Source organism: Lacicoccus kunmingensis DSM 17847 (assembly GCF_059568765.1).
In genome coordinates this window covers 1-20,224 of the sequence record NZ_JCANUC010000022.1, presented here as the reverse complement: position 1 = coordinate 20,224, position 20,224 = coordinate 1, and the positions used below count along the sequence as shown (strand labels likewise).

General features: G+C 43.1%; 20 protein-coding genes and 1 pseudogene. 11 read left to right on the top strand and 10 right to left on the bottom strand.

What is annotated here, in order from left to right:
- Positions 1–36 precede the first annotated feature (36 nt).
- From BO48_RS14660 to BO48_RS14650, 3 genes are read right to left on the bottom strand one after another with little or no spacing between them, the layout of a single operon-like run.
- On the bottom strand, positions 37–966 hold the full coding sequence (locus tag BO48_RS14660) for an ArsA family ATPase (protein WP_496368530.1): 930 nt from the start codon (positions 964–966) through the stop codon (positions 37–39).
- Positions 967–989: 23 nt separating this feature from the next.
- Positions 990–1,247, bottom strand: a complete 258-nt coding sequence (locus tag BO48_RS14655; RefSeq protein ID WP_496368528.1) for a cory-CC-star protein — start codon at positions 1,245–1,247, stop codon at positions 990–992.
- A 20-nt stretch (positions 1,248–1,267) separates the two neighbouring features.
- Positions 1,268–3,010: a carbon starvation CstA family protein gene (locus BO48_RS14650; protein WP_496368526.1), complete on the bottom strand. Its 1,743-nt coding sequence runs from the start codon at positions 3,008–3,010 to the stop codon at positions 1,268–1,270.
- 191 nt (positions 3,011–3,201) lie between these two features.
- Here BO48_RS14650 and BO48_RS14645 point away from each other — a divergent pair.
- A pseudogene (locus tag BO48_RS14645) lies at positions 3,202–3,846 on the top strand (NAD(P)H-binding protein).
- A 253-nt stretch (positions 3,847–4,099) separates the two neighbouring features.
- On the opposite strand, the gene BO48_RS14640 reads toward BO48_RS14645, so the two are convergent.
- The 5 genes from BO48_RS14640 to BO48_RS14620 form a co-directional block, all read right to left on the bottom strand.
- Positions 4,100–4,609, bottom strand: coding sequence for a cupin domain-containing protein (locus BO48_RS14640; RefSeq protein WP_496368524.1), 510 nt, complete (start codon positions 4,607–4,609; stop codon positions 4,100–4,102).
- 178 nt (positions 4,610–4,787) lie between these two features.
- Positions 4,788–5,720: a PfkB family carbohydrate kinase gene (locus tag BO48_RS14635; protein WP_496368522.1), complete on the bottom strand. Its 933-nt coding sequence runs from the start codon at positions 5,718–5,720 to the stop codon at positions 4,788–4,790.
- A gap of 1 nt (position 5,721) precedes the next feature.
- Positions 5,722–7,047 (bottom strand): purine-cytosine permease family protein, encoded by a 1,326-nt coding sequence (locus BO48_RS14630; RefSeq protein WP_496368520.1) that lies wholly within the window; start codon positions 7,045–7,047, stop codon positions 5,722–5,724.
- Positions 7,048–8,046, bottom strand: coding sequence for an ADP-ribosylglycohydrolase family protein (locus tag BO48_RS14625; protein WP_496368518.1), 999 nt, complete (start codon positions 8,044–8,046; stop codon positions 7,048–7,050).
- A 188-nt stretch (positions 8,047–8,234) separates the two neighbouring features.
- Positions 8,235–8,942 (bottom strand): GntR family transcriptional regulator, encoded by a 708-nt coding sequence (locus BO48_RS14620; protein WP_496368516.1) that lies wholly within the window; start codon positions 8,940–8,942, stop codon positions 8,235–8,237.
- Between the two features lie 398 nt (positions 8,943–9,340).
- Between BO48_RS14620 and BO48_RS14615 the strand changes: the two genes are divergently transcribed.
- From BO48_RS14615 to BO48_RS14590, 6 genes are all read left to right on the top strand, one after another.
- A complete protein-coding gene (locus tag BO48_RS14615; RefSeq protein WP_496368514.1) occupies positions 9,341–9,688 on the top strand; it encodes a transposase in 348 nt (115 codons plus the stop codon).
- A 104-nt stretch (positions 9,689–9,792) separates the two neighbouring features.
- A complete protein-coding gene (locus BO48_RS14610; RefSeq protein WP_496368512.1) occupies positions 9,793–11,004 on the top strand; it encodes a multidrug effflux MFS transporter in 1,212 nt (403 codons plus the stop codon).
- A gap of 396 nt (positions 11,005–11,400) precedes the next feature.
- Positions 11,401–11,883, top strand: coding sequence for an RrF2 family transcriptional regulator (locus BO48_RS14605; RefSeq protein WP_496368554.1), 483 nt, complete (start codon positions 11,401–11,403; stop codon positions 11,881–11,883).
- A gap of 24 nt (positions 11,884–11,907) precedes the next feature.
- Positions 11,908–12,882, top strand: coding sequence for an LLM class oxidoreductase (locus tag BO48_RS14600; protein ID WP_496368510.1), 975 nt, complete (start codon positions 11,908–11,910; stop codon positions 12,880–12,882).
- Between the two features lie 14 nt (positions 12,883–12,896).
- Positions 12,897–13,121 carry a DUF896 domain-containing protein gene (locus BO48_RS14595; RefSeq protein WP_496368508.1) on the top strand — a complete coding sequence of 75 codons (225 nt, stop codon included), beginning with the start codon at positions 12,897–12,899 and terminating at the stop codon, positions 13,119–13,121.
- 96 nt (positions 13,122–13,217) lie between these two features.
- Positions 13,218–13,940 (top strand): sulfite exporter TauE/SafE family protein, encoded by a 723-nt coding sequence (locus BO48_RS14590; protein WP_496368506.1) that lies wholly within the window; start codon positions 13,218–13,220, stop codon positions 13,938–13,940.
- A 58-nt stretch (positions 13,941–13,998) separates the two neighbouring features.
- On the opposite strand, the gene BO48_RS14585 is transcribed toward BO48_RS14590, so the two are convergent.
- Together BO48_RS14585 and BO48_RS14580 are read right to left on the bottom strand one after the other, a co-directional pair.
- Positions 13,999–15,786 carry a cation:proton antiporter gene (locus BO48_RS14585; RefSeq protein WP_496368504.1) on the bottom strand — a complete coding sequence of 596 codons (1,788 nt, stop codon included), beginning with the start codon at positions 15,784–15,786 and terminating at the stop codon, positions 13,999–14,001.
- 130 nt (positions 15,787–15,916) lie between these two features.
- Positions 15,917–18,466, bottom strand: a complete 2,550-nt coding sequence (locus tag BO48_RS14580; protein WP_496368552.1) for a CBS domain-containing protein — start codon at positions 18,464–18,466, stop codon at positions 15,917–15,919.
- Positions 18,467–18,624: 158 nt separating this feature from the next.
- Between BO48_RS14580 and BO48_RS14575 the strand changes: the two genes are divergently transcribed.
- From BO48_RS14575 to tnpA, 4 genes are all read left to right on the top strand, one after another.
- Positions 18,625–18,915, top strand: coding sequence for a toxin-antitoxin system HicB family antitoxin (locus BO48_RS14575; RefSeq protein ID WP_496368502.1), 291 nt, complete (start codon positions 18,625–18,627; stop codon positions 18,913–18,915).
- Between the two features lie 108 nt (positions 18,916–19,023).
- Positions 19,024–19,656, top strand: coding sequence for a YgaN family protein (locus BO48_RS14570; RefSeq protein ID WP_496368500.1), 633 nt, complete (start codon positions 19,024–19,026; stop codon positions 19,654–19,656).
- 33 nt (positions 19,657–19,689) lie between these two features.
- Positions 19,690–19,842, top strand: coding sequence for a hypothetical protein (locus BO48_RS14565; protein WP_496368498.1), 153 nt, complete (start codon positions 19,690–19,692; stop codon positions 19,840–19,842).
- Between the two features lie 180 nt (positions 19,843–20,022).
- Positions 20,023–20,224, top strand: a 202-nt coding sequence (gene tnpA, locus BO48_RS14560; RefSeq protein WP_496368496.1) for an IS200/IS605 family transposase, incomplete at its 3' end; no start/stop codon positions are given.

Here is a 20,224-nt window from a genome sequence, read left to right as displayed (position 1 = left end):
TCTTATTATGAAGGGATCCGCTGTTTTAATATGCTTCTACAATTGATAATGCTCACTGAACGCATCCAGCTCTTCTAAAGTCGTAATGTCGTGCGGCAGAAGCGGGATATGGATTTTCCGCTGATTCGGAAATGTTTCTTCTATATCTTCCAGATACTGCTTTTCATGCCTGCGCCGCTGTTTCAGGAATTCGCCGTCCGCATCATCGGGCAGGACTTTATTGACAAAGATGGTGTTGACGTGAAGGTGGTACTGATCGAGCAGGTCGATGGCTTTCTTCGTCTCAAGAATCGGCAGCCGCTCGGGATTGAGTACGAAGACGAACCCTGTCTTATCGGATTCAAGCAGTATTTCACGTGCTTTTTTGAATCTGTTCTGCCGCTCGAGCAATACGTCATAAATCGGATCTTCAATCGGTTCGCCGTCATTCAGGAGCTGTGTGTAGTTCTCGTTGGTCTTCCTGCGTTTTTTCAAGAGGCCTTCAATCCATACACCCATCAGTTCAGGCAGTGTCAAAAGTCTGATGGTGTGGCCGGTCGGTGCCGTGTCGAAAACGAGGTGGTCGTATGCCGGCTCCTCTTCGATGATGATGGAAATCAGCTTGTCGAAAAGTGCCGACTCATCCGCGCCGGGTGAAGCTTTCGCTGTATCCAGCTGGCGGTTCACTTCATCGATCATACTGGACTGTACCGTGCCTTTGATATTCTCTTTTACAGAGTTGATGTACTTCGTCGTTTCCGTTTCGGGATCGATTTCCAGAGCATACAGATTGTCTGTGATTTTCTGTGTTTCCCCGCCGATTTTTTGTGAGAATATATCTCCCAGGTTATGTGCAGGGTCTGTTGAAATAAGAAGCGTCTTTTTATTCTCTTTGGCGAGCTTCCATGCGACGGCAGCCGCGGAAGTCGATTTGCCGACACCGCCTTTACCGCCGATGAACAGTATTTTATTTAAGTGTTCTGCCATGTGAATATGCTCCTTTTATTATGTTAACAGCAGCGTATGCCTGTCAGTGGTGATTTTTCCATGCCCATCCGGAGATGCCAGTCATGGAAATCTTCGATGATATGCGGATATAGTTCAAGCGTATAGTAGTAGACCGGATTCGGTATGCCGATCATTTCGGAGTAGAGCATGAGGAGGAATAAGTCGTCCTCATCCCTCAGTTCCCTTGCCACTTCCGTTCTGTGCGGCATTTCCAAAACTTCTTCATAATACTGAATCAGTTTTTTCACTTTATCCAACATAAATATCATCATCCTTCATATTACTGATCATTGTTCTTTTTTAGTTCATCATCAAATTTGCCGGTGAGCGCCTGGATGGATGTGATGATGATCCAGATGGCAATGGCAAATATGATGGCGCCGAGTACGAAGAGCAGCATGTTCGAGTCTTCTGTGTACCATGCCCATTCCAGGAATACCTGGGTGAACATCGCGTACAATGTCATGAACATCAGGAATATCATCGGAATCAGCGTGATTGCATAGTTGATGCCTCTGCGTTTCAGCCATATGGAAATCAACAGTAAACTGATGCCTGCAAGCAGCTGGTTCGATGTACCGAACAGCGGCCAAATCAGATATCCGCCTGAACCGAAACCGTTCGGTCCTTCCGGAAGCAAGACGAGTGCTGCTGAAGCACCGACTGTGATCGTTGTTGCAACGTGCTTGTTCGTCAAAGCATTGACGTTATATTCAACGCCGATTTCTGAAACGATATAGCGCATCAGACGTACAGATGTATCGAGTGAAGTGGCAGCGAAGCTGACCACGATGACCGCGACGATTGTCGTTGCGACGTGCGTCGGGATTCCGAGTCCGTTTGCAAGTACTGCAGCCCCTTCAACGAAGTTGTTCAGACCGCCGGCACTCGCATCGGCGAAGCTTCCATAAGCGGCTGTGAAATCAGCGGTACTGTTGAACAGTGTCACAACAGCAAGTATTGAAATTAAAGCAAGAATACCTTCACCGACAGCACCGAAGTAACCGACAAAACGTGCGTCCGTCTCTTTATCGAGCTGCTTTGAAGATGTTCCGGATGATACAAGTCCGTGGAATCCTGAAATGGCTCCACATGCGATTGTGATGAATAACAGCGGCAGCCATGAAACATCAGCATCAGGATTCGTAATCGGTGCTGTAATCTCCGGGTTCGTAAATAACAGACCCGCGTAAAGAATGAGCAGGCCGACTGACAGCTGGTGGGAGTTGATGAAGTCTCTCGGCTGAAGCAGTTTCCAAACTGGCAGCGTCGATGCGATATATACATAGATCAGAAGTATCATAATCCAGATGAAGAATGCGCTGGATACGGCACCAAGGCCGAATATGCCGCTGCCGCCTTCACCGCCCATATACTGTACAAGGTCAATCTGAAGTACAGAGAATTCGGCAGAGACCACTGCTGCACCATACATTAAAGCCAGTGCGATTAAAGAGGGTATAAGCATTTTCACATTTCGCTTATAAGCCGCATATCCAATCCATATCGCCAGCGGGATTTGGAAAAATACCGGTACAACACTTGCCGGGTAAGAAATGAATAAATTCGCAATTACCCATGAAAATACTGCGTTTACCATTAAAAGCAGTGTAAGTATAATGAATAAGAATAGAACCTTTCCGCGTTTACCGATAAACTTTTCTGCGATGGTACCGATGGACTGGCCTTTATTTCTGACCGAAAGTGCCAACGTACCGAAGTCATGCACACCTGCAGCAAGTACAGTACCCAGTATGACCCATAAAAATGCAGGTCCCCAGCCCCAATATACTGCGATGGCAGGTCCTAAAATCGGTGTCGCACCGGCCACTGAAGAAAAGTGGTGTCCCCAAAGTACGAATTTATTGGTCGGGACAAAATCCACACCGTCCTTATATTTATGAGCCGGTGTAATATAATTCGGGTCCAGCCTGAATATCCGCTCCGCGACAAATTTCGAATAATAACGGTAACCTAAAACGAATACAGCCAGACCGGCGACTGCAACTAATATTGCATTCATAAAATTCCCCCTCTAAGATGATATGAAAACAATCATAAATAATTTTCTGACAATTGTAAATACTTTTAAAATAGTGTTGGAAAAACATTTTTTTAAAATAAAACCCGTATGCTTATTACGAACAAATCACTTTTTAATAAGCACTGCAGCTTGTAGCATACAATGTATAAACTTGTTAGGGAGGTTGGATCATGAAAATAGCAATTCTCGGTGCTGCGGGGCGAATCAGTAAAATGCTGACGGAGAATTTAAGAAATGAAACAGATAATGAACTTGTGCTGTTTGCGAGAAATGCGAGCGGCCGTCTGGAGGTGTCCGATCCTGACAGGGAAACGATCATCGACGGCGATTTCAATGATGGGGAAGTTTTGAGGCAGGCAATCTCAGGAGCGGACACCGTTTATTTAAATGAAATGGCGGATGATACAGGCATCGAAAATATCATTGAAGTGATGGAGGCGACCGGGGTGAAGTGGCTGATTGCTGCGTCGGTGCTCGATATTTACGATGATGTGGCCGGTGAATTCTGAAGATGGAATGACAGTGTCATCGGCAATCTGCCTGTCATGGAAATCCATAAGGAAAATGCGCAGTCTGTGGCGCAATCGAATCTTGATTATACTTTGCTGAGGCTGACGTGGCTGTATGATGATGCTGAAAATGAATCGTACAGTACGACGGATAAAGGCGAACCATTCGTCGGCGCCCAGCTGACAAGAAATGCCGTCGCAAGAATGGTCATGGATATCATCCAGGACCCTTCGAAGTTCAGCCGGGAAAGCCCTGGTGTCTTTGAACCGGGGTCGGAACATATGGATAAGCCGGAGTTTTATTAGAATACCGACAAGCCTGCACTTAAAATTTAAGTGCAGGCTTGTTAAATGTTTGGCATCATTAATAAGATTTTCAATTCATTGAGTAAATTAATAATACGTATATAAATTTAATATAGTAAATATTATTTACTATAAAAGCGTTTTCCTATTTTCTATATTCATTCAGGCTTCCCTCATCCATCCATGAAAGTCTGGCATGAAGCATTCAACGCGTGGAGAATTCCAATACTGTAAAGACCAAATCTCTTATGAATCAATCTTCCCAGTAATTGAATAACGGACCTTCTTTACCAAAAATCGGATCCGCTTCAGGCATGGGCACATGTTTGATATTCTCCAGTTTCTCCGGACGTTCTTCATCCTTTCCGTAACACATGTCAAAACTTCTGCCGCCGGGGTAGGCACCGTAGTTTTGATAATCATCACTCGAATCTATCATCTTATGACCGTAACCGGCCGGGAGAATGATCACGTCTCCTTTTTCCATATCAACTGTTTCTCCGAGTTCACCGCCCAGTTGAAGTGTAGCAGTGCCGCTATGGGCGACAAGAACCTCGTGGGTGTTACTGTGGTAGTGATGGTATGGATGGACTGACCCCAGCCACTCGCCGGACCAATTGTTGTTGTTCAGAATTTCAACTGCAGCATCGTCTGTATCCAGCACACCTTTATAAATGAGAAGCGGTAATTTCCAGTGGTTGGGTATTCTGCCGTCATCTTCGATACTCAATTGGATTATTTCAGTTTCTTTAGCATCTTTCATCATATCATCCCTTTACTTAAGTTACTTATCATTTAACTGTTTCAGGTTCTTTTAATCATTAAACCGTATCATTCAGTGTATAATGTAAATTAAGTTGATACATTAAAACACTGCAGTTTTCTATACTTGAAGTTTGCAGTGTTTTTCAAAATATTGTTTACATTATTTATATAAGAAATTACTTTACACCCAATTTAATCCCCGCTCCTTCACTCTGGACCACTTTTCTTGCGACAAAGTTTCCTTGTCTGCAGCTGTCTTCAACAGACTTGCCATCTATTAAACCTGCTATGAATCCTGCAGTGTGGCTGTCACCGGCACCGATTGTATCAATAATATCCGTTTTTTCTACTTTCAATTGTTTGTTGTAATTTTGATCTTCTACATATAGGACCCCACCGCCACCGAGTGTGATTATAACTGGTTTATTCGTTTTTTGATTAACTGCTAATGCTCCAGTTACTGGATCATTTTTCTGGCTAAGATGCTTTACCTCATCTTCGTTGCAGTGGAGAATTGGATTTAATGCCAATATTCTTTCAATATTATTATTTGTATAATGTTTAATTCTTGGTGACGGATCAAATATGATGTTGAAACTTCTAGACTTGTAAGCTTCTTCTAACTTTTCTAAAACAATTGCTGAAGAATCAGCTTCAAGCGAGTATCCTGTAGTATATACGTAATCATATTCATCAAAATTTACATTTTGAAACCATTTTTTCTTCCATTGCTTTTCTATGCCTGATAACGTCATAAAAGTTCTTTCCCCATTGTCTTCAACTAAACAGAGTGTCCAGCCATTATCGCCTTCTTCAGATTTAATCAAAGTTTTATACTCATATTTTTCTAAATAATCTTTAATAATCTGCCCGTTCGGCCCATTGCCCACTGGTGACAACAGGTCATGCTGGACACCATACTGTCTTAAGATATTGGAGACATTGATTGCACATCCCCCAACTTCAGATTTGACCGGAGTAACATAGACGTCTTCTCCAGAAAAGGGGAGTACTTTAATATTAGTAATGATATCTAAAAGTATACTTCCAATCACTAACACTTTTTGATTGCTGGATACTTTTGATAAGTAATGATCGTCTTCCCACATTTTAAGTCTCCCTTCTTATATTGGACATTCTTTTAAAGTTGGTGATATAGTACAGTCCGCCACTGATAATAAAAGTAATTACCATATCAAAGCTGGATTCAGTTGTGAAAATCAGTATTAATCCAACAAAGACACCTGCAATCCAACTAATCACTCCCTTAACATTTACATTATTATATTGCGGATCAGTCAATAGTCTTTCTTCATAACCAATTTTCTTGCGTATAAATGTATAATCCACGACAAAAATTGAAACCCATGCTGCAAGACCAATGCCTAGCAGGCCGAGGAATGCTTCAAAGTAACCAAGGAAATCCTGTGAGACCACTAATACATATAGCGGTATTAGAAGAATGATTACAGAGTGTATAAAGATGATGGTTGAGTCTTTCATTTTCAAGTCAAAAGTCCCCATAATTAGCCGCGATGATTTCAATCCGATAAAGCACATTGGTGTTAATCCACCCAGAGCGGCTAATAAGTATATTGTTGTCATCCACTCCGGCAATAATTGGCTTAACAGAATAATAGGGTTCTCAGTCGTTGCCAAGTTTGGTGCAGATGTTGCAAGTAAGATGCCTGTCGTAATAATGACGAATAAAGGAATGAAAGCACCAATTGTAACACTCCATACGATAGATGATGATTTAACATTTTTACTTTGGAATCGACTGTAATCTGCAGCTGCATTAGTCCAAGTCAAGCCTGTGCCGACAACAACAAATGCAAGTGCTGGGAAAAAATCTGTAATCCAATGACCTGATGGCATATTAAAGAGAGTAATCCAGTCGGTTTGTGGTATAAGCATCGCTATAACGAGTAATGTCAGCGCTCCAAATACATATGTAAAGAATGTTTGAGCTTTGACTAACGTATCGTGAGAGAAAAGGCTGGATAGTATAATAAGTCCGGAAAAAATAACTAAACTGAGAAATATTAAAAACGTATTAGTATCAATTCCAAAAGTACTGAACAAGGCAAGAAGTGTAAGTGTTCCTGTTGAAACGTTGACAGAAAGCCAGCCGACCTGCCCAGCCCAGCCGACAATTGCCGGCAGATGATTACCTTTAAATCCATATGCTGCCCTAGATAGAGCAAAAGTTATTACGCCAGTATCTCTGCCTGCAATACTGGCATAACCAACAAGTAAAAATGAGAGAGGTCCCAGTATTGCTACTAACAAAGATTGCAAGAAACTTAATCCAAAGCCAATGATAACTGCGCCATAGACAATTCCAAGAATACCCATATTAGCTGCAAACCAAATGAAGAATAAATCCTTAGGAGTTCCGTTTTTTTCATTTTCAGTTAGAAAGGTCTCTTCCATTTATCTCACCTCTAATTTGTCTCTACCTTTTTCTAAATATTTACTATAGTCTTTTAAATCTGATGTGTTCGCTGCATCAATGATTGCAATCCAATCTTCATTGATGTTTTTGTAGCCGTTTTTTGCTCCGCATATAGCTGTAGCCATTGCCCCGATAGTATCTGTATCGCCCCCTAAGTTAGCACATAATATTGCGCACTTTTCTACATTTTTAGCTCTGTAAGCAATTGAAAGTGCGGCAGGTACAGATTCAGATAATGCTGTACCAGCTCCAATAACATTGTATATTGTTTCGGAGAATGTTTGATCATTTTCAATTTCTTTACTGTATTTTACTCCCAGTTTAGTTCTTTCAATGAGTGAAGCGGAAAAGGTATCTGAGCCTTTATTTTCAGCCTGCTCACCTGTCAAGTACACTGAACTGATAATTTCGTCCCACGTTTTATCTTCTAATGCAGCACTGACAGCGTTCGCAATCATGCTGGAACCAGCGATGGAAACGTCTGTATAATGAGTGATTTTATTTATATCGGTTACATAGTTGATTAAATTTTTATAATCACTGCTTTTAAATAAAGTACCTACCGGTGCAATTCGCATTGCAGAACCATTAGTAAGTGCTTTTTTGGAATATTTTTCTGTATTCTCTCCGTTTTTAAATGCGGTTAACGCTGCAAGGGAACTAGGACCTAAAATATTATTGTCGAATGCGTCTAACTCATCTGCCCACTTTAAAAGACGACTGCCTATAATTTTTGTGGATACCTCAAAATCATTTTCAACAAGCGAGTCAATAATGATTAATGCCTGTTGCGTATCATCAGTAAATTGTCCTTTAGTAAAGTTGCAAGCTACTTCGTTTTCTTCCGGACCGTCCAGGAAATCTGAGATATATCCGAAGTAATTATGTACTTTCTGCCTACTCCATAATTCGGAGGGCATTCCGAGCGCATCACCGATAGCCATGCCATATAATGTTCCTAAAATTTTATCATTCACTAAAATTTCTCCTCTCTAACTCTTGCACTTGTACGTATGAGTTTAAAATATATCATTATTTCATATATGTCAAGATAAAATAACAGCGCTTCCACAAAGATCGCACATATAAAATGTGTGATTAAAATTCTATCTTTTATTTTAGGTTGATAAATCAGTTTAATGTATTTCGGAAGAGTTATGGTTAGTTATTCTATATATTGTGAAAATATAAATTTGAATGATGGACTATATATAATTTCAAATTGTTCAATTTCAGTGTCTGACTCTGTATAAAGTCTTCCGCTACTTTTTAATAAAGGCAGCACTTGTTCTAACTCAAGAATTTCCATTATTTTTGCTTCACTTATAATTGGTTCCAACTCTAACTTGGCATAGTCGGGTGAAAAATGATATTCACGAGACATAATATCGTATAAGGAATCACTTTCAAAATTATATTGATCGATATTTGGGAAAACCTTCATCGGTACTTTAGATTTTTCTACAGTCAGCCAATCGATATAGTCATCATTATTTTTTAAGCCTCTTACTCTGATGAGTTGGTTATACTCTAAATCATTTTCAACAATTATTTCTTGTTGGAGCACTTTAGTGATTGGCTCCAAATTTTGGTTTTTAGCGATTTCTGTAAAACTCCTAAAACTCCAAATTGTATCTTTTGTTTCCTTAATCTTCACAACAGTACCTTTGCCATGCTTTGTAGCCACGAGACCTTCTATTTTCAATTCATTGATTGCTTTTCTGATGGTCGTTCGCGTAATATTATATTTTTTCATTAACTGTGCCTCGGACGGCAACATATCATTCTCTTTATATTGGCCACTCAAAATATCCTTTTTCAGCAAACGTTTAAGCTGAGCATACAGAGGGATAACATCATTTTTATTTAGCATAATCTCACCTTATATTAATTTAATATGTTTAAGAATATCATACTGCAGAATTAGTCATAGTTTCTAGTCATTTTCGTCCAATCCATTTACAGTACCATCGGTTATCACCCACTCGTGGCATTTGACGGCATCACAGGGGAATTTTCTACCAGAATTATATAATTTATGTGAAAATGAATCCATACTATATGCATTCGTTTAAAATCGAATCCGAATCTGCAGAGCTACGCTTAAGAAATCTGTCTATTCAGTGTACCGGGCACACAATATGAGACAGAATGTTACTTTATTGAAATAGAGTATCAATCGCAATCCTGGCGGCAGCTGCGAAATGTCATTGTTTAGTCCGTCCAGCAGATGAGCTATTTTTCACGCATTCATTATATGTAACGAACCTGATGACGTCCATTCCTGAAGATATCGTTAGAATTTACCAAAAACGCAGTACGATGGAAAATTATATTAAAGAAACCAAACACGGATTTGGATTGGATAACATGCTAAGTTATTCCTTTCAAGTGAATCAGGTGCAAATGATGTTGAGTCTTCTCGCCTATAAGTTTACCAACTGGCTCAGGACACTCTGCTTTCCGAAAGACCGGCAGGCAATGCAGATAAATACGGTTCGGACCTATATCAAAAAGGTCGCCAGTATCCACCAGCAGCCTGTATTGTCTGCCAATTTTGTCTACGTATCATTCTTCTGGCAGATCCTGAAACAGGTGCAGACCCTTCAAATAGAATAGCCCCTTAAATTGGGGCATCTTTTTATTTATAGTAAGTAAAATTAAGGAGTGATATACTTTTGTTTGTTCTGTTAATAAAACAATCATAAGAGTGGACTGTTGTCATGAGGACATATATAAATAAGCAAAATGAAAATAAATACTGGATTGTCATACTGCTTGGTTCGTTGACCGCGATCGGTCCGATATCGATGGATATGTATCTGCCGGCACTCCCGGTAGTGGCAGACGACCTTAATACAACCGCATCACTTGTACAGATGAGTCTGACGACGTGTCTGATCGGACTCGCAACGGGGCAGCTGATGTTCGGCCCTCTGAGCGATATCAGGGGCAGGAAGAAACCGTTGATAATCAGTCTGGCCATCTATACAGTGGTGTCGCTGTCGCTCGCTTTTACAACGAGTATCGGGGTTTTTATTCTGCTGCGTTTCATCCAGGGATTCACGGGTGCTGCAGGCATTGTCATCGCACGCGCTGCGGCACGTGATATTTATTCTGGAAATGAACTGACCCGTGCATTTGCGCTGCTCGCGCTGGTAAGCGGGGCGGCACCGATACTTGCGCCGATAGCAGGGGGTTTTGTACTCAATTTCGGTTCATGGCCGATCGTGTTTTATATCATAGCTGCGATCGGCGTTCTGCTGCTGTTATCGGTGAGATTTTTCTACAGTGAAACACACCTGCTTGAGAACAGATCGGAGGGGACGATTTTCGCGGTAGTGAAAACATTCTGCGATCTGCTGAAGGATAAAGTGTTTCTCGGCATTTCATTCACACAGAGTCTGATTATGTCCAGCATGTTTGCATACATTGCCGGTTCGCCGTTTATTCTGCAAAATATTTATGAAGTGACGCCGCAAGAGTTTTCACTGATCTTTGCGTTAAATGGGCTCGGGATTATTATTGCGGCACAGATCTCTGGCAGGATTGCAGCGAAAATGGATGAAGTGAAAATCATGCTGTTTGGTGTGATGCAGTCGCTGGCTGGAAGTCTGCTGCTGATTGTTGTTGTGATGGCAGATTTACCACTGCCGGTAATCATCATCGCACTGTTTATGGTCGCTTCAAGTGTTGGTTTTGTATCGCCGACCGCATTTTCCTTAGGTTTGAAGAACCAGAAAAAATCGGCAGGCAGCGCGTCTGCATTTTTAGGGCTGCTCCCATTTATCGGAGGTGCAGTCGTTTCACCTCTGGTCGGTCTGGGTGGAGAATACAACGCATGGCCGCTCACTCTCGTCACGATCGTATGCGCTGTCTCTGCTTTTGCAATTTTTATGACATTCGTCTGGAGGAAAGAAATTCAAAGCAGTTAATTATATGATTTGCCACTGGAAATTGATATTTTCAGTGGCTTTTTTAGGGAGCAACGGTTAAACATTCTGTAGGAACTCGTGAGGCTGGCGAGTGCCTGTTAAACGTTCTGTAGGAACTCGCGAGGCTGGCGAGTGCCTATTAAACATTCTGTAGGAACTCGTGTGGCTGACGAGTGCCTGTTAAACGTGTAAGAAGCTATTGTGAGGGAGAAGACGACGGTGTGTTGGACCGTTTATCACGCTTTCGAAATTCTGACGACAGCTTTTTAAATATTATCGCAGACTATCTACCGGGCAACGCTATTGACGGATGAATCTTAACCTGTTAATATAATAAATGCTAAACTGGATAATGATTGTCCGATTTATAACAAAAAATGAAATGTGGTGTGAATGATGCAGATGAAAACAGGTGTGGAACAGTCGGTGTATGCGGTAATGCTGCTCAATATGCTGCCGGAGCGTGCGGTGCTGCACAGTGAAGTGATCAGTGAACAGCTGGGGGCGTCGCCGACGTATTTTCAAAAGCTGCTTAGAAAGCTGGTTGCTGCAGATATCATCAAATCTGTGCCCGGTGTCAAAGGCGGCTTCAAGCTGAATAAAGACCCCGAAGATATTCGGGTATACGATATTTATGTTGCGATTGAAGGTCAGCAGTCACTGTACAGTCCAAGCGGGATACTGGATGACATGCTGGAACTTGAGAAAGACGACAGATGCTGCGTTCTGGAAGAATTGATGGATGAAGCGGAAGCGGCCTGGAAGAAAGTATTGAAGCGGGAAACAATCGCTTCTTTATCTGAAGATATCAACTCGAGACGTTTTACAGATAATATTACCGACCTTAAAAAATGGGTGGAAGAGAAGATGGTTGTGTAATTTACATAGAAAGAAGGTGAAGATATGAATCAGTTTAAAAATCATAAGGGTTTCAAAAGAACATTCAAAGAAAATAAAATGACGCTCGGGCTGATGTTTCCGCTGGAATCCTATACAGGCAGTTTTCCGGAAATGAATCTCGAGGAACAGATCAGACTGGCGAAAATGGCTGAGGATTATGGCTTCGCCTCATTGTTTGTCAGGGATGCGCCGATCTATGATCCGAACTTCGGAGATGTCGGCGGCCTGTATGACCCGTTCATGTTTTTAAGTTATGTTGCGGCGCATACGAAAGATATCGCACTCGGCACCGGCAGCATCGTGACGACTTTGCGCCACCCGATTCATACTGCGAAATCGGCAGCCACACTGGAGCACTTTTCCGGCGGGCGGTTTTTATTCGGCGCAGCGAGCGGAGACCGGCCGATTGAATTCCCGGCCTTTAAGACAGATATAGAAAATAAGGGTGAACTGTTCAGGGAATCGATCGAAGTGATGAAACAGATGTGGAGTGAAGCGTTCCCTGAAATCCAGTCGGAGCGTGTGAACTTGACGGAAGGCGATGTTGTGCCGAAACCGGCAATGTCCGGGGTCCCTGTTTTCGGCACGGGCTACAGCGGCCAGACGATGGAGTGGCTGGCAGAACACACGGACGGCTGGTTATTCTACCCGCAGGACTTGCAGGGACAGAAGAAACTGGTCAATCAGTGGCGCGGGGCAACAGAAACGTTCAAACCGTTTGCACAGCCGCTCGCAATCGACTTGTCCGAACGGCCGGGCGAGGTTGCAAAGCCGCTGCCGATCGGATTCAGGTCAGGACGCAATTTCCTGATTGATTATTTGAATGCCTACCAGGAGGCGGGTGTGAATCATGTGATGATTGCACTCAAGCAGAATAAACGCCCGGCTGAAGAAGTCATTCAGGAGCTCGGAGAATATGTCGTACCGAAGTTTCCGGCAATTATCGAATCGAAATACAGCTTTTTAAATTTTAAATGAAATGAGGAAATATAATGATAGTAGGATTGGATAGAATTAACGAACTTGCGAAAATACAGAAAACCGTCGGATTGACGGATGCAGAAAGAGAAGAACAAAAAGAGTTGAGAGAGAATTATTTGAAACAGATCAGAGGCCAGGTGCTTGATTCCTTCTCAGGAATGACTGTCGTTGACCCGTTGGGTAATGACGTCACGCCGGAAAAGCTGAAAAGGGAACAGGAACTGGGTAATATATAATTTTTTTCAGAACAGCCATCTTTGACGGATGGCTGTTTTTATTATGGTAAAGTTTAATGTGCAGACGTAGAATATGAAGAGAGGGGAGTATTTGTCATGGAAATGGTTTTATTTCTTATCATTATATTATTTGCGACTGTACTCCAGACCAGTACAGGCTTCGGTTTTTCTACGCTGGCGACACCGTTGCTGCTGTTTTTATTCGGACCGGCCGAAGCGATCCAGATCAATTTGATTTTATCGCTTGTGCTCTCGCTGTCTCTTATAAAATCAATCAGGGCGTCCATTGATTACGGTATGTTGAAGCGGTACATACTCGGGAGCAGCGCAGGTGTTTTTATCGGAATCATCTTTTTCATATGGATTGATATCAACAGCTTGAAGATGTTTGTCGGACTCGTTGTTTTAATGCTTTCAGTATTGCTGATTTTTAAATTCACCATTACAAAAAGCACAAGAAAAGAAGGGATTGTCGGGGTGATTTCAGGGGCGCTCACCTCCAGCATCGGCATGCCGGGTCCACCGCTTCTGTTATATTTTTCAGGCACCGACCATAAAAAGGAAGTCGTCAGAAGTACCACACTCGCTTATTATCTGTTCATATATTTAATCAGTCTGATTGTTCAGGTCGCCTTCGCCGGGACGAGTGAAACGACTTGGATATCGAGCCTGTGGGCATTGCCCGTCGTATTTATCGGGTTGTATCTTGGCCAGATGCTGTTTAAATGGATCAGTCAAAAGGTCTTCCAGATCATCATTTATATTATTTTATTTGCGAGCGGCATCTCACTGTTAATGAACAGCTTAGGATGGCTGTAGAAAATAAACCCCTCCTGACACTGGAAAAATTGCGTCAGGAGGGGTTTTTAAATGTATTCTATTTTTTCATATACTGGCTGGCACCCTTTAAAACACCGAGTACACTGCCGCTTGAATTTTTCACTTTAGAAGTCAGCACGTTAAACGTGATCTTCTTATCTCTGCTGATATGGTAGAGGATGAAATCATCTTCTGCCAGCTGATCACGTTCAGAGGAAGGGATTTCGACAATTTCATTTTCCTTGATATATTTATTCAGCACTCTGTAGTTCAAATCATCGTCGAATAATATATGATTCCGTTCCCAGTCCTCGATGGTCGTGTGCGCAGTTTTCGGCGGGGCCACGATGTTGACGTTTTTCACACCGAACTCTTCGCTGAGCACATTGAAGGCCAGGTTGTTGAATGTGAATGAACGTGTCAGAAGCAGACACTTGTCAAAGCGTGTCATATCCTGGAACATGCGCTCGGATTCCGCCAGCAGGCTGCCGGAAATCTTTTCAATGCCGTAATCTTCAATATTGTACCTCTGGTTTGCGAGGACGTCTGAAATGGCGACAGGAATGTTATGTTCCTGTAGACGGATGGCGAGCTGAATCGCAAAATAACTTTCTCCAACTATGATAACACCCGGCGGCTTTCTGCTTGAAAGGTCGAGCGCCTTACTGAGCGGCTTGAATCCGAAGCCGTAAACAACGACGGTGATGAACACGAGTGCGAACGTCACAGGGACGATCATCTCGGCCATATCGGTGTTCATTTCACTGAACAGACCGCCGAAAAACCCGGCAACGGTCAGTGCAACGATACCGCGCGGGGCGACACCGCTGACGAACAGTTTCTCACGGAATGTGAGCTCCGTATTGATCGTTGATAATAAGACGGAGACAGGACGGACAATCAGAATCATGACCAGGCAGAATAAAAGCACTTCCCAGGCGATGACGACACTGAGCATATCCATCGTCAGTGATGACGTAATCAGAATGAATACGGTCGACACACTGATCATCGACAGATCGTCGATGAAATGATCCGATTCCTGGAAGATCAGGTGCTGGTTTTTCAGCTGGGCCATGACAAAGCCGAATATTGTAATGGCCAATAGTCCGGACTCATGCAGAATCGCGTCACTGAGACTGAAGATTATGATGATGAAAACAAACTGCATCGGCGTCATCAGGTGCTGGGGCAGAATATCTGTCGAAAGCATCAGTCTGAATAACAGCGCGCCACCGTAGCCAAGAGCGGCTGCAGCGGTAAATCCGATGACATAATCGATTATGAGTTCCATCTGGAAACCGTCTGCTGCGAACTGGAATACATATAATGCGAGCAGGGCGAGCATCGGTCCGACAGGGTCCAAAATAATGCTTTCCCACCGCAGTATCGAATCGACGGAACGTTTCACTTTTGCCTGTTTCAATAACGGCTGTATCACTGTCGGTCCGGTAACGATGAAGAGTCCGGACAGGACGAGTGAAATGGACAGCGGCAAACCGATGATGAAGTACATCGCGAGTGTACCGAGCGCCCACCCGATGAGTGCATTCAATGTGAGGATTCTGCGTATTGCGATTGATATGCCGCTCAGTTCGCGGGCATTCAAATTACTGCTGCCTTCAAATAAAATGATCGCGACCGCGAGAGAGGTGACAGTGCTGAACAGTTCACTGCCGAGCAGTTCTTCCGGGTTCGTCCAGCCGAATATCGGACCAATCAGAAGGCCGACGATGGACATGATGACTATTGGTGGGAACTTAAGAAATCCTGCGACCCACTGGCTGAGGATACCGAGACTGATGAAAATCGCCACGACGAGCATCGTCGGTAAAGTAAAATCCATGGCGCACACCTCACTTTTTTATCTATAGATTAATCTATGTATCTTTTTTATATAAGCTAAATCCGTATATTAAAGTCTTATCACATAAAAAGCAAGGGATGAATTTACATCATCACCTTGCTCTTGAAATTTATTTTTCATAATGAGTGTGCAGCCAGTCGAGCGCCTCTTCTTTTGTCTTTATTTCACCGTCTAATATAACCACATCGAGTGCCATTAAAATTTCCTTGAAATGTCTGCCGGGCTTGAACCCCTGTTGGATGAGGTCTTCGCCGGTGAGCAGTGCGGGGATGTCATGACGCTTTTCCAAATAGGAAAGGATCTTATCTTCATTACTGAAATTTTCTTTTGAGATGAAAAATAAAACCGCATCATCCGTAAAATCTTTTAAAAAACGGTGAAAATGACCGATGCCTTTAATCTTCTCCCAACCTTCGATTTCAGCCAGGTCACCGACGTCCTGCAGAAACTTATTATTATGTCTCGTCAGGGCGAATGTCCCAGCGAGCTGCGTTTTCCCGCTGTGATAGAAGGGGATGACGAAATAATCGAACCAGCTGATCTTATGCGTACGGAACTGTGGGTGATTTTCATACATCATATCAAGCTGACTGGCGTGGACGAAACTGTCTTCGCCCATATCGTCATCTGCGCCAAACTGCTGCCAGAAGCGCAGCTCGAACAGTCTTCTGATCGTCTCCGGCGGCTTTTCATCTTTGAACATCCGTTTCATCTCTTCGACGATACGGTGGGCGGACAAGTCTTTCATTCTGGCCATCGAGTTCAGTGCAAGACTTTCCGTCTGCTTATCCATCAGAAAATTGAACCGTGTTTCAAAGCGGACCGCGCGGAGAATCCGGGTGGGGTCTTCGATGAAGCTCAAGTTGTGCAAGACTTTGATCGTTTTGCTGCGGAGGTCGGCCTGTCCTTTGAAAGGATCGACGAGATCACCGAAAATGTCAGGGTTCAGGCAGAGCGCCATCGAATTGATGGTGAAATCCCTGCGGTATAAATCTTCATTCAGCGTGGACAGTTCGACGTCCGGCAGTGAAGCGGGGCGGTCGTAATATTCGACTCGTGCCGAAGTGACGTCAATGGACAGTTTAGACGGGTGGTTCCAAGTAGCGGTGCCGAAGTTCTCATGAATTTTCACGCGTCCGCCGTAGTCCGCCTGCAGATGATTGGCAAAATCGATGCCGTTACCTTCAACGACAATATCGATATCTTCATTCGGCCGTTCCAGAAACAAATCTCTGACGATACCGCCGATCAGGTAAACCGGCACATCTGCGCGTTCCGCTGTTCTGCTGATGTCATCCAGCATGGCATAAGTCCGCCCGGGTAATTGTCTTTTCATTTCATTCTTCAAATTCTTCACCTCGGGCTGCCGAAGTCCATCACTCAATTTCTGACTGTGTAAAACCTCGATGATATTCGTTCGTGTGACGATACCGACAGGTTGGCCGTCTTCCATGACAGGGAGCCTGCCGATATTATTGTCGATAATCAGTTTCTGCATTTCTTCAATCGTTGTCTCAGGCTTGATTGTGACCGGGTTGCGGCTCATATACGCCTTGATCGGCGCATGGCCGAGACCATGGTGATTGGCCTTGTCCAGGTCGCGTCTAGTAATGATGCCGATCAGTTTATCATCTTCCACTACAGGATAGCCTGAATGGCCGTATCGGTACATCAGCCGGCCGGCTTCTTCGATTTTAGTATCCGGCGGAATCATTTTTACCGGACTCGTCATAATATCTTCTGCGGTGATGGCCGGTTTCAAGATCAAATCGAGATGACTGTTGACCTGTTCGACAATGTCATCCAGCTCACTTTTTCTGACTGTCGCAGAACCCGCCTGCGGGTGGCCGCCGCCGTCAAATTTCTTGAGCAGGGGTGTGAGGTCGATCCGTTCAGAATTCCCGCGGCCGACGATGTGCACATTCTTTTCCATCTTGACGACTGTCACCACAGTGTCGGCACCGCTGATATCAAGGAGCTTATCCGTTATGGTCGAAAGCTCTCTCAAATACACATCAATCTGGTATGCGCTGACAATAAACTTCAAGCCGTTTTTATAGTACGTCTTCGCCCCGCGGAATAGCTGATTCAAAAGATTTTGCTGGTCCGGTGTCAGCTTGTAGTCGGCAAAACGCTGGATGATTTCCAGGTTCATATTATTCTTCATCAGGAAACTCGCTGCCTGAAAATCCCTGTCCGTCGTATTCGGGAAAGTGAATGAGCCCGTATCCGTATAAATGCCGAGCCCGAACAGCGTCGCTTCGAAAGAAGAGACCGGAATTTTCTGTTCGATCATTTTCTCGATGAATAAAGTCACCGTCGCCCCGACAGGTTCAACGAAGCGTTCGTTGGCATCGACATCATTGCTCCCCGCCGGGTGATGGTCGTACACCGTAATCTTCAGCTTATCCGGGTCCAGCTTCTTCGTATAGTTCCCGAGCCTTGAAAGTGAAGCGGTATCGACAAGAATCAGATCCGTCACTTCTTCCCAGTCGATCTGATGGTCTTCGGTGAGGTCGAAAGTATCTCTGTATATCGTTAAAAACTGCCTGACAGGTGCAGTCTGTTCATTCGGAATGACAACCCTTGCATCAGGGTAGAGTTTTTTCGCCGCAATTAAAGAAGCCAGCGCATCAAAATCAGTATTCACATGGGACATAATGATTTGCAAAGTAATCATCCTCGTTTAAATTATTTCTGGATATTCATAATGAAGTATTTATATTAATGATACAACAAAACAGGGTGGGATTTGTATTGAGATTTGCGCGGAAGGGGTAAATGGCGTTGGATTTGTTTGGCGGTATATAAAGAGATATGGATGAGGCAGGTAATTATTATGCAGCAAGAGTATTAGAATTCGATGGTTGTATAGCTACCGGCGAGACTAAGGAAGAAGCACATAATAATATCTATGAAGTATTAGAAGGATTTATAGAAGATATGATAGAAGAAGGGGAAGAAATACCTGAGCCGATAAGTGATGAGCATTTTAGCGGCAATCTCCGAGTGCGTATGCCCAAAAGCCGCCATAAAAACTTGAGTCATGCAGCCAAGCTTGAAGCAGTATCTTTAAATCAATATATCGTTCATAAATTAAGTAGATAATATTTTAGACAGCCATTTACTCTCGAAGATGACTGTTTTTAATCTTGTATAATGTTAAGTTTATTATATGATAAAAAATTGATTCCTAATACAAAGGGGAGTATCAGAGTGAAGAAAGTCGGTATTTTATTGATAACATCAATTTTTCTCACTGCCTGCAGCCTGGGAAATAATAATGAGGTCGCTTTGATTGAGGATGAAGAAAATGAAGAGGGTGCAGTATTCGAGGAAGATTTAAGAAACCTTGTGTATGACTTTGAGTATGAAGCGAATGATGATGAATTTTCCATTTTGAACATTTGGATTGATCAATATGTAAATGGTGAGTTTAAGGAGACGGTCCTTTCATCGAGCCGTAACCTGACAAATCTTGAAGAGAACGAAGGTCAGCTGTCATTTTCTTTAAACAATATTGTGCCTGAACATAGTGAAGCAGAAAATGTTGATTTTCATTTGGAAATTAACCAGAATGAGTCATCACTGACTGGCACTGATGTCACGGTGACCCCTGAATACAGTATCGCCTATGGTCATGTTACGGATGAAGAGGGGTATACTTTGACAGAAGATGAAGAACTTGTCGCAGCAATGGTCACTCTAAATGATGCCTCAGAGATGCCGGCATTCCATCTGGAACCGGATATGCCTTCAAATATTGATTTTGCCGAACATATTAAAGAAATTGCGAGTGACGTTGATGTAGTATATATTATGATGATACAGTTCACTAGAGAGATGTAATGGAATTTATAAACAGAGAAGAGGTCATTTACGATGATGGATTCACAACTGACCACGTTCGTTTTAGTCGGTGGTCTGATTGGATTTTTAACCGATGGCACCATGATGGGCGTCGGAGCGGGAGCGCTGGTATTTATAGCGCATCGAATAGATAAATATTTAGATATGAAGAAAGAAGTTCTTTGAATTACATAGCAACAGCCATCTCCGTATAAATAGAGATGGCTGTTTTTTATGGGTTTTGAAAACCCCCTGCTATGCGGGGGGTTCCAAAGAGCTTCCAGCGTGGTATAAAAAAAGGTCCTCGACTATGCTACTATGGAGTTGGTTTCCCGACCACTCCACAAGACATAGGAGGACAGCCCAGTGAAGGACAACAACAGTTTAGCACACACATCATGGAAATGTAAGTATCATATCGTGTTTGCCCCGAAGTACCGGAGACAGATTATATACGGCAAATACAAACGCAGCGTAGGAGAGATCATCAGAGAACTATGTGATCGAAAAGGTGTGAGGATTCATGAAGCGAATGCCTGTTCAGATCATATACACATGCTGGTGAGCA

What these genes read in the sequence shown, in the direction of transcription:
- BO48_RS14660 (WP_496368530.1), bottom strand. Translation starts at nt 966, where the DNA reads ATGGCAGAACACTTAAATAAAATACTGTTCATCGGCGGTAAAGGCGGT.
- BO48_RS14655 (WP_496368528.1), bottom strand. Translation starts at nt 1,247, where the DNA reads ATGTTGGATAAAGTGAAAAAACTGATTCAGTATTATGAAGAAGTTTTG.
- BO48_RS14650 (WP_496368526.1), bottom strand. Translation starts at nt 3,010, where the DNA reads ATGAATGCAATATTAGTTGCAGTCGCCGGTCTGGCTGTATTCGTTTTA.
- BO48_RS14640 (WP_496368524.1), bottom strand. Translation starts at nt 4,609, where the DNA reads ATGAAAGATGCTAAAGAAACTGAAATAATCCAATTGAGTATCGAAGAT.
- BO48_RS14635 (WP_496368522.1), bottom strand. Translation starts at nt 5,720, where the DNA reads ATGTGGGAAGACGATCATTACTTATCAAAAGTATCCAGCAATCAAAAA.
- BO48_RS14630 (WP_496368520.1), bottom strand. Translation starts at nt 7,047, where the DNA reads ATGGAAGAGACCTTTCTAACTGAAAATGAAAAAAACGGAACTCCTAAG.
- BO48_RS14620 (WP_496368516.1), bottom strand. Translation starts at nt 8,942, where the DNA reads ATGCTAAATAAAAATGATGTTATCCCTCTGTATGCTCAGCTTAAACGT.
- BO48_RS14615 (WP_496368514.1), top strand. Translation starts at nt 9,341, where the DNA reads ATGACGTCCATTCCTGAAGATATCGTTAGAATTTACCAAAAACGCAGT.
- BO48_RS14610 (WP_496368512.1), top strand. Translation starts at nt 9,793, where the DNA reads ATGAGGACATATATAAATAAGCAAAATGAAAATAAATACTGGATTGTC.
- BO48_RS14605 (WP_496368554.1), top strand. Translation starts at nt 11,401, where the DNA reads ATGCAGATGAAAACAGGTGTGGAACAGTCGGTGTATGCGGTAATGCTG.
- BO48_RS14600 (WP_496368510.1), top strand. Translation starts at nt 11,908, where the DNA reads ATGAATCAGTTTAAAAATCATAAGGGTTTCAAAAGAACATTCAAAGAA.
- BO48_RS14595 (WP_496368508.1), top strand. Translation starts at nt 12,897, where the DNA reads ATGATAGTAGGATTGGATAGAATTAACGAACTTGCGAAAATACAGAAA.
- BO48_RS14590 (WP_496368506.1), top strand. Translation starts at nt 13,218, where the DNA reads ATGGAAATGGTTTTATTTCTTATCATTATATTATTTGCGACTGTACTC.
- BO48_RS14585 (WP_496368504.1), bottom strand. Translation starts at nt 15,786, where the DNA reads ATGGATTTTACTTTACCGACGATGCTCGTCGTGGCGATTTTCATCAGT.
- BO48_RS14580 (WP_496368552.1), bottom strand. Translation starts at nt 18,466, where the DNA reads ATGTCCCATGTGAATACTGATTTTGATGCGCTGGCTTCTTTAATTGCG.
- BO48_RS14575 (WP_496368502.1), top strand. Translation starts at nt 18,625, where the DNA reads ATGGATGAGGCAGGTAATTATTATGCAGCAAGAGTATTAGAATTCGAT.
- BO48_RS14565 (WP_496368498.1), top strand. Translation starts at nt 19,690, where the DNA reads ATGATGGATTCACAACTGACCACGTTCGTTTTAGTCGGTGGTCTGATT.